Below are 13562 nucleotides of genomic sequence, written 5' to 3'. Positions count from 1 at the left end.
CTGGGTTTTCGTTAGTGGTTTTCAGTCGTTTGCTCTTCCTTTCTGTAACAACGATCTAGGAGCGGCCGGGAAGGGGGAGTGCCGTACGGCACTCCCCCTTCCCGGCCATCAGCAGATCCGCGGGGACTCCGGGGGGAGGCTCACCTCTGCGGGCTGTGCGGTGCGGCCCAGTGCGGATCCTGCGGTGCGCGGGCGTGGATCACCCTGGCCTCCTGGTCCTGCCGGCCCGGCTGGTCCCCGACGGGTGAGTCGGACGGCCGTGCGGTGTCGGCGGTATTGGCGGACGGGCGGTTCCAGTCGCCCTCGCCGAGCAGGAGCGGGTCGAACATGACCACGACTCCGGCCAGCAGCAGGAAGATCGCCGGTCCCAGGAGCATGGGCAGCAGCAGCGAGGTGGGCGAGTCGCCCGCCCACGATCCACCGGTCCTGTCGTGCACATGGACGCTGACCGCCGACATGCCCGTGTAGTGCATCCCCGTCACGGCGACGCCCATGATCAGGCTGGCTCCGAGGCTCGTCAGGAAACCCCGGATCGTGACGGCCGCCCACAGTGCGGCGGTCGCCGCGACGATCGCGATGACCACGGAGAGCGTGACGGCGGTGGCGTCGTACCGGATGGTCCCGTTGAGGTGCAGCGCCGCCATCCCGAGGTAGTGCATGGCCGCCACGCCGAGCCCGGTGATCACGCCCGCGAAGGACAGGTTCAGAGTGCTGGCGCCGCGATAGCCGACGATGAACACGCCGATGCCCACGACGACGATCGCCACGGCGAGACTGAGGACGGTGAGTCCGGCGTCGTAGCGGATCCGGGTCTCCACGACCTGGAAGCCGATCATGGCGATGAAGTGCATCGTCCAGATGCCGCAGCCGATCGAGGCGGCGCCGAGCGCCAGCCAGCCCGCCTTCCACGACTGGGTGCTGAGCAGGGTGCGCACGATGCAGCGCAGCCCCAGAGCCCCTCCCAGGCACGCCATGAGATAGGCGGCGACCGGGGTCACCGCGCCGTAGCGGAACCCGTCGACCGTACCTTCCATAAGCCAACTCCCCCCAGAGTCATGGCTGGTTGTGGTGGAAGGGTTACGGCTGGGGATCGGGTAAAGCAAGGCATTACCGGGGGTAAGCGGTGAACTCGCGGAGAGCGCTGTTGAACTTTAGTCACGAGCAGACGAGTTTCGGCCAAGCGGACTCCGGGGCATCGAGGATGTGCCAGAGTCGGGAAATTTTCAGCCATTTCCCTGTGCGCGATCCCGTTCGACGAAAAGCGGTTGTCGGTTCGCCGTGGTTGGTGAACGATCCCGCCCCGTGACCACGCGCACCGAACAGCCGCCCTCCGCCACCCGCCCCCTCGCCCTGATCACCGGTGTGGGCCGTACCGCCGGTATCGGCGCCGGGATCGCGCGACGCCTGGCGGCCTCGGGGTGGGACATCGCCTTCACCTACTGGAACCCGTACGACGCCCGCATGGCCTGGGGCGCCGAGCCCGGCGCGACCGAGGCGATCGAAAGGAGCCTGTCCGAGCGGGGCGCGGCCGTCGTAGCCGTCGAGGCGGACCTCGCCGACCCCGGGACACCGGTCCTGGTCTTCGGCGAGGTGGAGCGACGGCTCGGGCCCGTCACCGCGCTGGTGATGAGCCACTGCGAGTCGGTGGACTCCGGGCTGCTCGACACCACCGTCGAGAGCTTCGACCGGCACTTCGCCGTCAACGCCCGCGCGACCTGGCTGCTCATCCGTGAGTTCGGCCGCCGCTTCTCCGCGGAACGGGGCACCGGGCGCATCATCAGCCTCACCAGCGACCACACCGTCGGAAACCTGCCCTACGGAGCGAGCAAGGGAGCCATGGACCGCATCACCCTGGCCGCCGCTCACGAACTCGCCCACCTCGGCGTGACGGCCAACGCCATCAACCCCGGGCCCGTCGACACCGGTTGGATGACCGAGGAGGTCCGCGCGCACTGTCTCGGTGCCACGCCGCTCGGCCGCCTCGGCACTCCGCAGGACACTGCCCACCTGGTGGACTTCCTGTGCTCACGGGAGGGGCAGTGGGTCAACGGGCAGCTGCTGAAGAGCAACGGTGGCTTCGGGTAAGGCTGTTCCGTCGGCGTGGCCGGCCTCGTCCGCGCCTCGGCCTCAGCCCTGTCTCGGCACGCGGCTCTGTACCGCATGCCGACGCGTCACCCGAAGAACTCGCCCAGCAGCGGCAGCATCAGGGACTCCCGGTGCATGAGGGCCATGTGCGTGGTGGCCGGCAGGACGGCCAACTGTGCCTCGGGGATCAGCTGTTGCATCTCCGCCGCGTGCTCCACGCGGACGAAGTCGCTGTCGCCGACGAGCAGCAGTGTGGGCGAGCGCAGCCCGCGCAGGTCGTCGGCGGTCCAGGGGAGCGGGGCGTGCGCGGCCGCCGAGACCTTGGCGAGGAAGTCCTGGAAGTGCTCGGGATGCGGTGCGGTGGCCGCGTACGTGTCGGCCATCTCCTGGAAGTCGTCCTCGCTGGGCAGCCGGGGCGAGCCGTAGTCCGGGACGCGGACCTCGTCGTGGACCCCGTCCTGGGTGTACATGGTGGCGGCGAGCGCGAGCCGTCCGACGCGCTCCGGATGCCGCACCGCGATCTCCAGCGCGGTCAGCCCGCCGAGGCTGAACCCGAGGAAGTCGGCCTGCCGGATGCCGAGTTCGTCGAGCAGCGCCACCACGTCCGAGGCCAGATCCGGCACGGTCATCTCACGGTCGGTGTCGGCGGTGTGGCCGTGCCCCTGCAGTTCGGGAGCCACGATCCACCGGTCGGCGGCCAGGGTGGGCAGCACGGCGGAGAAGGTCAGACCGACGGTGAGGCCACCACCGTGCAGCAGCACCAGCGGGCGGCTTCCGCCGGGGGCGGCGCCGTGGGTCTCGTAGTACATCTCCAGGCCGTTGACCTTGGCGTAGGCGGAACTGTTCGGCACGGTCATCACATCCGTTCTGCGGAAGTCGTCTGTGAGGGTGACCTGGCGCGGACGCGGAAGTCATCGGTGCGAGGTCACGCGGGCGGGGTGGGCACCGGCCGCAGCACCATGAGGGTGCCTTCACGTCCCGCGACCATGGCGAACGGGAACCGGTCGGCCTCCAGGCACAGGCCGACGTCGTCCGGGTGGACCCCGGGGTACCCCCGCCGTGCGTGCTCCGCGAGCGAGGCCGCCCAACGGGAGTTCCCCGCCCGACGGAGATACGGCTCCGCGTCCACCTCGCCCGACCCGACGCGCCGCCCTATGTACTCGGCACACGCGCGGTCCTCCTCAGCCCGCCCCTCCTCACCGGTGACGACGAACGTCACCTCCTCCGCGCCACGCTCACGCAGACACCGCGCGGTCGCGCCGGCCACGACGAAACTCGCGCACAGCAACAACTCCGCGTCGGCGACCGCCAGGGCGCCCACCGTCCCCGAGGTGGTCTTCTGCACGATCGTGCGGCCGCGGAGGTCGTGCGCCGCGAGCATGGCGGGGGAGTTGAACGCGTCGAAGCCGGGCGCCGGCGCACCGTCCTTGAGGGCCAGCCAGCCCGGATGACGTGCCTTCAGCTCCAGGGCCTCGTCCTCCGAGGCGGCGAGGACGATCTTCTCGGCGCCACCGGCGAAGGCCCCCGCGGCCACCGTGAAGGCGCGGAGGACATCGATGACGACGGCGACGGCGGGAGTCCGCGTCAGCTCCGGGATTCCAAGCAAGTGAGAGCGCATCCGGCCCATAGTGCCTCAGCCCGGCTCAGCCCGGCGGTTGAGGGGGACACCACGGCGGCCGCGGACCCGGTGCGCTCACGACAGAACGGTCAACTCCCCGCAGTCCGCCGGAGTTCGGCGAGCGTCAGTACGTTGCCGCCGATGCCCCAGCCGCCGTCGGGGACCTCCTCCACGAGGACGAGGGTGGCGGCGCGGGCGCGTTCGCCGTAGATGTCCACGTAGAGCTCGGTGGTGCGGGTGACGATCTGCTGCTTCTGCTCCTCGGTGAGGGTGCCGGCAGGGACCTTGAAGTTCGCGAAGGGCATGAGGGTGCTGCTCCCTGTGTGGTGGTCGGCGAACGCTGTACGCCCACCACAGTCGTCCGTCGCGGGACGCTCAGCCAGGGCTGCGCCCACCCTGGGGACGGCATCCCCTGGTTCCGCCGCGGCGTCCCGCGTGATGATGGCGGGATGAACCTTGCCGAGCTCGCCGCGTTCCTGAGGTCCCGGCGCGACCGCGTACGGCCCTCCGACGTCGGCCTGCCGACCGGACCGCGGCGCCGGGTCCCCGGCCTGCGACGCGAGGAGGTCGCGCAGCTGGCCGGCCTGTCGGCGGACTACTACACCGAGCTCGAACGCGGAGGCGACGTCCAGCCCTCCGCGCAGGTGCTGGCCGCGCTGGCCCGGGCGCTGCGTCTCGGCGGCGACGAGCGCGACCACCTGTTCCACCTGGCCGACCGGCCCGTCCCCACGGTGGCCCGGGGCCCGAACGCCCATGCCCAGCCGGCCCTGCTCGGCCTGCTCGACCGGCTCACCACCACACCCGCCCAGATCATCACCGACCTGCACGAGACCCTCGTCCAGAACGAACTCGCGGCCGCGCTGATCGGCCGCGCTCCCACCCGCCGCGGCGCGGCCGGCAGCTTCGTCCACCGGTGGTTCACCGACCCCGCCTCCCGCACCGTCTATCCCGCCGAGGACCACCCCCAGCACTCCAGGGCCTTCGTCGCCGACCTCCGGGCCGTCGCCGCCCGGCGCGGTCGCGACACCGAGGTCGCCGGGATGGTGGCCGATCTGCGGCGCCGCAGCGAGGAGTTCGCCGCCCTGTGGGACACCCATGACGTCGCTCTGCGGCGGACCGACCACAAGCGGATCGTCCACCCCGCGCTGGGAGTCGTCGAAGTCGACTGCCACACCCTGTTCAGCGAGGACGGACGCCAGCGCCTGCTCTGGTTCAGCGCCCCGCCCGGCACCGAGGCCGCCGCCCAGCTGGACCTGCTCTCCGTCATCGGCACGCAGGACATGTCGGCGGACGGCGAGACCACGTTCCGGTAGGCGGGCGACCTGCTGGTGAGACGGGTTCGGCCTTTCGGTCGAGGCGTCGATCGGTCACGCCGACGGCTGTCAGCCGCCGCGACGCACCTGTGCCGCCCTGCGGGCCTCGGCGAGCTTGCGGGCCTCACCGGACTTTCGGGACTTGCCGCCGGTGCCGCGGGAGGCGTCCTTGCTGGTGCCCAGCCCGCGGAAGGGGGCGTTGGTGTTCTTGGGCCGGGGTACGGCGGGCGCGCGGTCGAGCGGGGTGCCGGAGGGGGCCCTGGCCCCGGTGATCCGGCTCAGCTCCGCCTCGCCCGAGCGCACCTTGGTGACGGTCGGCTCGATGCCGGCCTCGGTCATCACACGGCTCGTCTCGCGGCGCTGGCCCGACATCACCAGGGTGACGACCCGTCCGGACTCGCCCGCCCGGGCGGTTCGGCCCGCGCGGTGCAGATAGTCCTTGGCGTCGGTGGGCGGTTCCACGTTGACCACGAGATCCAGGTCGTCGATGTGCAGGCCACGGGCCGCGACGTTGGTCGCGACCAGGGCGGTGACCTGCCCGTCCTTGAACTGGGCGAGGGTGCGGGTGCGCTGCGGCTGGGACTTGCCGCTGTGCAGGGCCGCGGCGTGCACTCCGCCGGCCCGCAGATGCCGGGTGAGCTGGTCGACTCCGTGCTTGGTGTCCAGGAACAGCAGCACACGGCCGTCGCGGGCGGCGATCTCCGTGGTGACGGCGTACCGGTCGGGGCCGTGGACGACCAGCAGATGGTGATCCATCGTCGTGACGGCGCCCGCGGACGGGTCGACCGAGTGGACGACGGGATCGTGGAGGTAGCCGCTGACCAGCTGATCGACATCGCGGTCCAGGGTGGCCGAGAACAGCATCCGCTGGCCCTCGGGCCGCACCTGGTCGAGCACCTCCGTGACCTGCGGCAGGAAGCCCATGTCGCACATCTGGTCGGCCTCGTCCAGAACGGTGATCCGCACCCGTCCCAGGCGGCAGGCCTTGCGCTCGACGAGGTCGTGCAGCCGGCCGGGGGTGGCGACGACGATCTCGGCCCCCTCCCGCAGCGCGGCGATCTGCCGCCCGATCGACATACCGCCGACGACCGCGGCCATCCGCAGCCGCAATGCGTCGGCATACGGTGCCAGGGCCTCCGTGACCTGTTGGGCGAGCTCCCGGGTGGGCACGAGGATCAGCGCCAGGGGCTGCTTCGCCTCCGCACGCTGCCCGGCCGTCCGGACGAGCAGCGGGAGACCGAACGCGAGGGTCTTGCCCGATCCGGTGCGCCCGCGCCCCAGGACGTCGCGTCCTGCGAGGGCGTCGGGCAGCGTGGCCGCCTGGATGGGGAAAGGCTCGCGCACGTCGCGCTCGGCGAGGGTGCGCAGCACCTGGGCGGGGAGTGCCAGGTCGGCGAAGGAGACGGCAGGGGCCGCTGTGCCGCGGTGGTCGGGCTGGTCCATGGAGAGCCTTCCGCAGAGGGGACGTACCGAGGAAGGCCCGGCAGGAAGTCATGAGCGCGCAAACGTTAGACGGTAACACAAAGTGATGGTTGAGGTCCGGCCCCCGGGAATTTAATCGAACACACGTTTGACGAGTGGCGATGGTGGAAGAAACACCGGCATGGCGCCCACCAGCCTCCCCGAACAACTCGTCCGCACCTGCCGTTTCACCCGAGGCGTCCCCGAGCGGTTCACCGTCTCCTCCGACGGAGGGACCGTCCTGTTCCTGCGTGGGCGCACGGGCGACGATCCGGCCACCTGTCTGTGGGCGCTGGACGTCGGCTCGGGCAGGGAAAGGCTGCTGGCCGACCCAGTCCGGCTGCTCGCGAAGAGGCGGACGCCGCGAACGGCCGGCATCGAGGCGTACGGCGCCGACGCGGCGACCGGTGTCGTCGCCTTCGCCCTTGCCGGCGCTCTCTGGAAGCTGGACTCGGGCAAGGGGGAGCCTCGAAGGCTGCCCGCGGTCGGCCCGGTCTCGGATCCCTGGCCCGATCCGACCGGCCGGCACATCGCCTACGTCTCACACGGCGCCCTGCGCGTGACGGTGGCGGACGGCTCCGGGGACCGTGCGGTGGTCGAACCCGGCGCCCCCGGCGTCGAGTTCGGAACCGCCGTGCACACGGGTGCCACGTCCCTCGACGGCACCCGCGGGTACTGGTGGTCTCCGGACGGCGGCCAACTGCTGTCGGCGCAAACGGACTTCACGAAGGTGCTGCCCTGGCCGGCGACCGATCAGACCGGACCGCCGGCGTCCCGCACCGCCCTGGCCGGAACCCCGAACCCGGACGTCACCCTGTGGCTCACCGCACTCGACGGCCCGTCCGTGCCGGTGAGTTGGGACCGCGCGGCCTTCGAGTACGTGGTGGGAGCGGGATGGGACGCACACGGCCCCTGGGCCCTCGTGCAGACCCGTGACCAACGCACCGTGCGGTTCCTCGGCATCGGTCCGACCGACGGGCGGACGGCCGTCCTGGACGAGCAGCGCGACGCCTGCTGGGTACAACTCGTGCCCGGGCTGCCCGCCCGCACGGACTCCGGAGCTCTCCTCGCCCACCGCGACCTGCGAGGCACGAGACACCTCACGCGGGACGGAACTCCGGTGACTCCCCGGGGACTTCAGCTCCGGGCCGTGCTCGGCACCGACGGCGACGAGGTCCTGTTCACGGCCTCCGACGATCCCACCGAGACCCATCTGTGGAGCCACGGCCCCGAGTCCGGTCTCCGGAAGCTGAGTTCGGGCCCCGGTGTCCACTCCGGCGCCTCCCGCGGCGGCACCCTGGTCCGGGGCACCCGTGACGCCGAGCGGCCCGGCGGACGGGCCGAGGTGGTGCACGCGGGCGGGCCGGCGGTCGCTGTCCTGTCGTACGCCGAACGCCCCGTGCTCGGCCTCCATGCGCACAGCGTTGTCCTCGGGCCCCGCGCGCTGCGCGCCCGGCTCCACTTCCCCTCCTGGCATCGCCGGGGCGACGGACCGCTGCCGGTGCTCGTCGACTCGTACGGCGGAGCGGGCCTCCAGCGCGTCACCACGGAGACGGACTGGCGGGTCCTGCTGTCGCAGTGGTTCGCCGAGCAGAAATTCGCGGTGCTCACGACCGACGGCCGCGGCACCCCCGGCCGCGGCCCCGACTGGGAGCGCGAGGTGCACGGCGACCTGTTCGGGCCCGTCCTCGATGACCAGGTCGCCGCCCTGCACGAGGCCGCCCGCCAGTACCCCGACCTCGATCTCGGCCGGGTCGCCGTGCGTGGCTGGTCCTTCGGCGGTGCGCTCGCCGCCCTGGCCGTGCTGCGCCGCCCCGACGTGTTCCACGCCGCCGTGGCCGGCGCGGGCGTCGCCGACCAGCGGCTCTACGCCGCGCACTGGCGCGAGCGCTTCCTCGGCCACCCCGACGCGTTCCCGGACCGGTACGACGCCTGCAACCTGCTCCTCGACGCGTCTCGCCTGGCCCGCCCGCTCCTGCTGATCCACGGCCTGACCGACACCAACGTCCCGCCGGTCAACACCCTTCGCCTCTCGGAGGCGCTACGGTCCGCAGGGCGCCCGCACGAACTCCTGCTGCTGCCGGGCACCGGGCACCAGCCGATCGGCTCGACGCTCACCGGCAACCTGCTGGACCGGCAGGTGCGGTTCCTGCGGCGCCACTTGGACGTCGAGACGACAAGGACCCGCCCATGACCCGGTACGGCGCCCGTCCTAGAACGTGCGCTTGAGCAGGTCGAGCAGCGCGGCCCAGTGCCGCTCGTCGCCCTCGGGGTGGTACGAGGCGGTGTCGGCCTGGGTGAAACCGTGCGGGGCGCCTTCGTAGACCTCGCACCGGTGACGGACCCCGGCCTCGGTCAGCGCGGCGGCGAGGCGCTCGATCTGCTCCGGAGGCAGCGACGGGTCGTCGTCGGCGTGACCGAAGTACAGCTCGGCGGTGACGCGACCGGCCACCAGGTGCGGGCTGTCCGGAGCGTCGGTCGCCAGGCGGCCGCCGTGGAAGCCGGCCGCCGCCGCCACCCGGTCCGGGTAGGTGCCGGCGGTGAGCAGGGACAGCCGTGCGCCCATGCAGTAGCCGGTGAGGGCGACCGGGCCGTCGGCGACCTCGGGGCGCTCGGCCAGCCAGCGCAGATACGCCCCGGCGTCCCGCATCGCGAGCTCGGGCGTCAGCGCCTGCATGACCGGCACGATCTTCTCGAAGATCTCCGGCCGCGCACCGGGGTCGATGAACTCGGGCAGCTCGAAGACGGGCGCGCGCCCGTGGCGGTAGAACACGTTGGGCACCAGGACCGTGTAGCCGGCCTCGGCGAGCCGGTCGGCCATCGACCTCAGCTGCGGGCGCAGCCCGAAGGCGTCCTGGAAGACGAGGACGGCCGGCCGCGGCGCACCGTCGCCCGGGTGGGCCAGATAGGCGTCGGCGACGCCGTCCTCGGTGGGGATGTCGACGGCGGTTCCCTGTACGGAGGTCATGTGGGGTGCCTCTCTGTGCGTGCGACGGCGAGCAGGTCGCCGACCCGGCGGAACCGGGCCGGGCACATGGTTGCACGCACCATCCAACTGGCTGCCGCAGCCCCCTCCCGCTTGAGAGCCGCTTTACTCGAACCTGCTGGTGTCACCCGCACCGTGGCGCACGATCTCCGCCTCGCCGCCTGAGAAGTCGATCACCGTCGTCGGTTCGGTGCCGCAGTCCCCGGAGTCGACGACCCCGTCCAGCACATGATCGAGACGGTCCTTGATCTCCCAGCCCTGGGTCATCGGCTCCTCCTCGTCGGGCAGCAGCAGGGTGCTCGACAGCAGCGGCTCCCCGAGCTCGGTGAGCAGCGCCTGGGTGACGACGTGGTCGGGGATGCGCACGCCCACCGTCTTCTTCTTCGGGTGCTGGAGCATGCGCGGAACCTCCTTCGTCGCCGGGAGGATGAAGGTGTAACTGCCGGGCGTGGACGCCTTGATCGCGCGGAACACGTCCTTGTCGACCCGTACGAACTGGCCGAGCTGCGCGAAGTCCTGGCAGACCAGGGTGAAGTGGTGCCGGTCGTCCAGATGCCGGATGGTCCGGATCCGGTCGATGCCGTCACGGCTCCCCAGCCGGCACCCGAGCGCGTAGCAGGAGTCCGTCGGATACGCGATCAGCGCGTCCGACCGGATGCTCTCGGCGATCTGGGAGATGGTGCGGGGTTGCGGGTTGTCGGGGTGCACGTCGAAGTACTTCGCCATCCGTCGAGCTTATGCCGTCGGCGCACGGCGCCGACGCAGCCGGGGCGGCGGAGCAGGTCGGGGCGGCGCCCAGCGGCGCCCCCGAGGCTCGCGCCGCCTTCCCTCGGGAGGCTCGCCTGTGCGGCCGTCGGGCCGGAGCCGGTGCGCGCCGTCGCGCCCCGTACTGTCTGGTCCACGACCGCGCCATCCACGCTTGCGCCGCCTTCTCTCGGGATGCTCGCCTGTGCGGCCGTCGGGCCGGAGCCGGTGCGCGCCGCCCCGCGCCGTACGACTGGTCCACGACCGCGCCACCCACCCGTACGACCGGATCCGGTCGCCTTGGCCGCCGTCGAGGCACGGCGACGGCACAGGCGCGACGCCGATCCGGCGGCCGACGGGCCGCTCGTGGGCCACGCCGTCATCGAGGGCCGGCCCCAGGAAAGGCGGCGGCCGATGTCGGCCAGTGGACCGCCGGGCGCGCGCGAGGCCGGGGGAGTGGTCCCGTGTGCCCGCCACGCGCTGACCTCCCGGGCCTTCGCTACCTTCGCCGCGGACGGACTCGTACGCCCCGAACACTCCTGCCCAGCACCGACAACACCGCTTCCTGCCGGGGGGCCGAGAGGTGCGGCCCCCCCTCACCGCACCTCTGCCCGCGGACCCGGCCCGATCTCCGCTCGACGGTCATCTGCACACACGACACCTCCCCATTTGACCGAGTCCGGCCGAGTGTCCGTCCGCAGCACGTGGGGTAACGTCCCGAGCGGTATGTCAGAAAAGACTGGCCCGGCGACGGGCGCCGGAACCCCGACATGGGCGCGGGAACTCCTCGACCATCTGCGGCCGACGGGACGTGACGTCCGCCGGGTCGTCGCCTGGCTCGCGGAGACCGTGAACGGCACGGCCGCGCTCCAGGACCCCAGCGGAGCCCTCGTCGCCGGAACACCCATGCAACTGGACGAGAACCTCGTCGCCGACATCCTCGCCGGACGCATCGCCTCCGCGGCCACGGCGGACGAGGACGGCCACCTGCGCCTGGTCAGGGTCGAGCAGCAGAATCCGGCGTCCGCCGGAGCCGGAGTGCTCGCGGTGGCCCGCCCGGAACCCTTCGACCGGGGCACCTCCGACATCCTCACGCACACCGTCCAGGTCCTCGAACTCCTGCTGCGCGCCCGTGAGACGACCGAGGCCGGACGGCGCCTGAAGCGGGCCACGTCCGATCTGCGCCTGGCCATACTCCAGTTGCTCATGGTGGAGGACACCGTCTCGGCGCGCCGCGTCGCCGCAGGACTGTGGCCCGGCCTGCTCGACACCGACACGGCCTGCGTCTACGTCCTCGAAGGCGACCCCGCGGAACGCGACCGGCTCGTCGAGGAGTGCCTCGGCGTGACCGGCGACCGGGCCCTGGTGGTGCGCTGCCCGGCCATGGACGAACACGTGATCATCGTGACCACGGGGGACGCGGCGGGCGAGGCCCTGCGCTCGCTCGTCGACCGCACCCCCGGCACCCTGCTCGGCGGCAGCTCCCGGCAGAGTCTCGCCCGGACCGCCACTGCCTACGGGCAGGCGGTCAGTGCCCTCGCCGTGGCGCGCGTACGACCGGACAAGGCCGCGCTGTACGCCGAACGCAACCGCCCCGAACGCCTGATGGACCCGGCCGCGCTGCGTGAGTGGACCGCCCGGCTGCTGCGCCCGCTCGACACCCTGCCGCACCACACGCGCGCCGAACTGCTCGTCACCACCCGCCTCGGCCTGGAGTTCACCGCCGTGAGCGCCGCCAAGGTCCTCGGCGTCAGCCGCAACACCGTCCGCGCCCGCATGGAACGCGTCGAGTCCCTGCTGCGTACCGACTTCACCGACCTGACCGTCCGCGCGACCGTCCACCTGGCCCTGAGCACCCAGGTGAGCCTCGCGGACGGACAGGGTGATCACGGCGGCGCCCGGCGGAACCACGTCCGGCTGGGCGACCTGCTGACCGGACCCGCGCTGGTGACCTGGGCACGGGAGCTGCTGGGACGCCTGGACGGCGACGCCCGCGACCTGCGTCGCACCCTGCGCAGCTGGATCGCCGCCGGCGGCAACGCGGAACGGGCCGCGCAGGCCCTGGCCGTCCACGCGCAGACCGTCCGCGAACACGTCCGCAGCGCGGAACCGGCTCTCGAACGCAGGCTGATCGCCTCCGGCAGCGACCTCTACGAGGTCGTCCTGGCCCATCTGGCGACCGGCGAACTCGCACACCCCGTCCTGCTCCGGGACGATCCGGGCCATCCGGACGCACCTGTGCACAGGTGAGCCCTGTGCCGCGCACAGCGGGCATCGACGCGATTCACAAGGGTGCGCAGGTCACGTAGGTTCGACGCACCGCAGGGGGAACGACCGGAACGGGGGACCGGTCGCGCCCCCTGCGACGTTTCTCCGCGCGGGCCGCCTCCGGATTTCCCGCCCGGTGTGACTGACCCGCGTACGACGGGTACTCGTCCGGCTCCGGAACGACCGCCGCTGGAGGAGGCCGGAATGACCAGCAGCACGGAGACCGGCGGCGCGACCGGCACGCCGGACAAGGACTACAACCTGATCTGGTACGTCGAGGCGTGCCTGAGCAACGCGCTGCGACTGGAGAGCTACATCCAGGACGCGGAAGGCGGCAAGGACACCGAGGTCGCCGACCTGTTCCGCAAGGCCCAGGCGGACAGCCGCAAGGGCGCCGAGATCGGCAAGGAGCTCCTGCGCGCCCGCCTGAACGGCGGCTGACCCGGTAGGTGCGGAAGGGCCGGACAGACGGGTGTCCGGCCCTTCCGTCATGCACGGAAACGTGCTGCGGCGCCGCGCTCCTCGGGACGCGCAGCGACTGAACAGCCGTGAGCCAACTTCCGTACCCCAGGGCGTAGTCGTACGCCGAACGGATACGGAGAGGCTCGTGCCGCGACGAGGACACCACGATCGGAACGCCGCGGTGCGACTCGGCACCCTCGTCGGGGGCCTCGCACTGGTCACGGCCTGCGGCGGAGGCGAGGACGACAGGGCCAGGACGCCGCGGCCGTCGAAGAGTTCCGCCGTGCCCACCGCCGGCATCGTGGCCCCGCCCAGGATCGAGGTGATCGCGGGGCTGGCCGGCTGCGAGGCCGAGATCCGGATCGAGGCGGACGAACTGCGCGAGGGACTGTGCCACTCGCAGCAGGCCGACTACCGCATCACCACCTTCCCCGCGGAGAAGTACAAGGAGGCGTGGCTCGACGCGGCCAGTGTCTACGGCGGCACGTACCTCGTGGGCCCGCGCTGGGTGGTCAGCACCAAGGCGGAGCACCTGGAACAGGCCAGGAACAAGCTCGGCGGGACCATACGGCAACTGCGGGGCACCTCGTAGCTCCGGTGCCGGGCACGTCCCCGGCACCGCCCA

The 13562-nt window shown here is 72.0% G+C and carries 13 protein-coding genes; 6 read left to right on the top strand and 7 right to left on the bottom strand.

Translation table 11 applies throughout. The features are described from left to right. Positions 1-140: 140 nt before the first annotated feature. Positions 141-1034, bottom strand: coding sequence for an MHYT domain-containing protein (locus ABZT06_RS15070; protein ID WP_355740157.1), 894 nt, complete (start codon positions 1032-1034; stop codon positions 141-143). Between the two features lie 268 nt (positions 1035-1302). Between ABZT06_RS15070 and ABZT06_RS15065 the strand changes: the two genes are divergently transcribed. Next, positions 1303-2085, top strand: a complete 783-nt coding sequence (locus ABZT06_RS15065) for an SDR family oxidoreductase (protein ID WP_355740155.1) — start codon at positions 1303-1305, stop codon at positions 2083-2085. 86 nt (positions 2086-2171) lie between these two features. On the opposite strand, the gene ABZT06_RS15060 is transcribed toward ABZT06_RS15065, so the two are convergent. The 3 genes from ABZT06_RS15060 to ABZT06_RS15050 all read right to left on the bottom strand — a co-directional run bounded on the left by ABZT06_RS15060 (position 2172) and on the right by ABZT06_RS15050 (position 4008). Continuing rightward, positions 2172-2942 carry an alpha/beta hydrolase gene (locus ABZT06_RS15060; protein ID WP_355740153.1) on the bottom strand — a complete coding sequence of 257 codons (771 nt, stop codon included), beginning with the start codon at positions 2940-2942 and terminating at the stop codon, positions 2172-2174. Between the two features lie 68 nt (positions 2943-3010). After that, on the bottom strand, positions 3011-3703 hold the full coding sequence (locus ABZT06_RS15055) for a 2-phosphosulfolactate phosphatase (RefSeq protein ID WP_355740151.1): 693 nt from the start codon (positions 3701-3703) through the stop codon (positions 3011-3013). 89 nt (positions 3704-3792) lie between these two features. Beyond that, positions 3793-4008, bottom strand: a complete 216-nt coding sequence (locus ABZT06_RS15050; protein ID WP_355740149.1) for a 4-oxalocrotonate tautomerase family protein — start codon at positions 4006-4008, stop codon at positions 3793-3795. A 144-nt stretch (positions 4009-4152) separates the two neighbouring features. Here ABZT06_RS15050 and ABZT06_RS15045 point away from each other — a divergent pair, with 144 nt between their 5' ends. After that, positions 4153-5016 carry a helix-turn-helix transcriptional regulator gene (locus ABZT06_RS15045; RefSeq protein ID WP_355740147.1) on the top strand — a complete coding sequence of 288 codons (864 nt, stop codon included), beginning with the start codon at positions 4153-4155 and terminating at the stop codon, positions 5014-5016. A gap of 69 nt (positions 5017-5085) precedes the next feature. On the opposite strand, the gene ABZT06_RS15040 is transcribed toward ABZT06_RS15045, so the two are convergent. Continuing rightward, complete coding sequence (locus ABZT06_RS15040; RefSeq protein WP_355740145.1) at positions 5086-6459, bottom strand: DEAD/DEAH box helicase; 1374 nt, start codon at positions 6457-6459, stop codon at positions 5086-5088. A gap of 160 nt (positions 6460-6619) precedes the next feature. Between ABZT06_RS15040 and ABZT06_RS15035 the strand changes: the two genes are divergently transcribed. Further along, entirely contained in the window at positions 6620-8671 is a 2052-nt protein-coding gene (locus tag ABZT06_RS15035) for a prolyl oligopeptidase family serine peptidase (RefSeq protein WP_355740143.1), read from the top strand. Between the two features lie 18 nt (positions 8672-8689). Here the strand turns inward: ABZT06_RS15035 and ABZT06_RS15030 are convergent, their stop codons facing one another. Further along, entirely contained in the window at positions 8690-9445 is a 756-nt protein-coding gene (locus ABZT06_RS15030) for a dienelactone hydrolase family protein (RefSeq protein WP_355740141.1), read from the bottom strand. A 123-nt stretch (positions 9446-9568) separates the two neighbouring features. Next, entirely contained in the window at positions 9569-10189 is a 621-nt protein-coding gene (locus tag ABZT06_RS15025; protein WP_355740139.1) for an L-threonylcarbamoyladenylate synthase, read from the bottom strand. 744 nt (positions 10190-10933) lie between these two features. On the opposite strand from ABZT06_RS15025, the gene ABZT06_RS15020 reads away from it, so the two are divergent. The 3 genes from ABZT06_RS15020 to ABZT06_RS15010 all read left to right on the top strand — a co-directional run bounded on the left by ABZT06_RS15020 (position 10934) and on the right by ABZT06_RS15010 (position 13529). Continuing rightward, on the top strand, positions 10934-12457 hold the full coding sequence (locus ABZT06_RS15020; protein ID WP_355740137.1) for a helix-turn-helix domain-containing protein: 1524 nt from the start codon (positions 10934-10936) through the stop codon (positions 12455-12457). A 222-nt stretch (positions 12458-12679) separates the two neighbouring features. Continuing rightward, a complete protein-coding gene (locus ABZT06_RS15015; RefSeq protein WP_355740135.1) occupies positions 12680-12916 on the top strand; it encodes a hypothetical protein in 237 nt (78 codons plus the stop codon). Positions 12917-13082: 166 nt separating this feature from the next. After that, entirely contained in the window at positions 13083-13529 is a 447-nt protein-coding gene (locus ABZT06_RS15010; protein WP_355740133.1) for a hypothetical protein, read from the top strand. The last annotated feature ends 33 nt before the right edge of the window (positions 13530-13562 follow it).

Source organism: Streptomyces sp. NPDC005483 (assembly GCF_040606035.1).
Taxonomy (GTDB): domain Bacteria; phylum Actinomycetota; class Actinomycetes; order Streptomycetales; family Streptomycetaceae; genus Streptomyces.
The sequence above is the reverse complement of the archived record's forward strand: the minus strand, read 5'-3'. Positions and strand labels throughout refer to the sequence as shown.

Bases quoted from the DNA above. Each gene is read 5' to 3' on its own strand.
- ABZT06_RS15070 (WP_355740157.1), bottom strand. From the start codon at position 1,034: ATGGAAGGTACGGTCGACGGGTTCCGCTACGGCGCGGTGACCCCGGTC.
- ABZT06_RS15060 (WP_355740153.1), bottom strand. From the start codon at position 2,942: ATGACCGTGCCGAACAGTTCCGCCTACGCCAAGGTCAACGGCCTGGAG.
- ABZT06_RS15055 (WP_355740151.1), bottom strand. From the start codon at position 3,703: ATGCGCTCTCACTTGCTTGGAATCCCGGAGCTGACGCGGACTCCCGCC.
- ABZT06_RS15050 (WP_355740149.1), bottom strand. From the start codon at position 4,008: ATGCCCTTCGCGAACTTCAAGGTCCCTGCCGGCACCCTCACCGAGGAG.
- ABZT06_RS15045 (WP_355740147.1), top strand. From the start codon at position 4,153: ATGAACCTTGCCGAGCTCGCCGCGTTCCTGAGGTCCCGGCGCGACCGC.
- ABZT06_RS15040 (WP_355740145.1), bottom strand. From the start codon at position 6,459: ATGGACCAGCCCGACCACCGCGGCACAGCGGCCCCTGCCGTCTCCTTC.
- ABZT06_RS15035 (WP_355740143.1), top strand. From the start codon at position 6,620: ATGGCGCCCACCAGCCTCCCCGAACAACTCGTCCGCACCTGCCGTTTC.
- ABZT06_RS15030 (WP_355740141.1), bottom strand. From the start codon at position 9,445: ATGACCTCCGTACAGGGAACCGCCGTCGACATCCCCACCGAGGACGGC.
- ABZT06_RS15025 (WP_355740139.1), bottom strand. From the start codon at position 10,189: ATGGCGAAGTACTTCGACGTGCACCCCGACAACCCGCAACCCCGCACC.
- ABZT06_RS15020 (WP_355740137.1), top strand. From the start codon at position 10,934: ATGTCAGAAAAGACTGGCCCGGCGACGGGCGCCGGAACCCCGACATGG.
- ABZT06_RS15015 (WP_355740135.1), top strand. From the start codon at position 12,680: ATGACCAGCAGCACGGAGACCGGCGGCGCGACCGGCACGCCGGACAAG.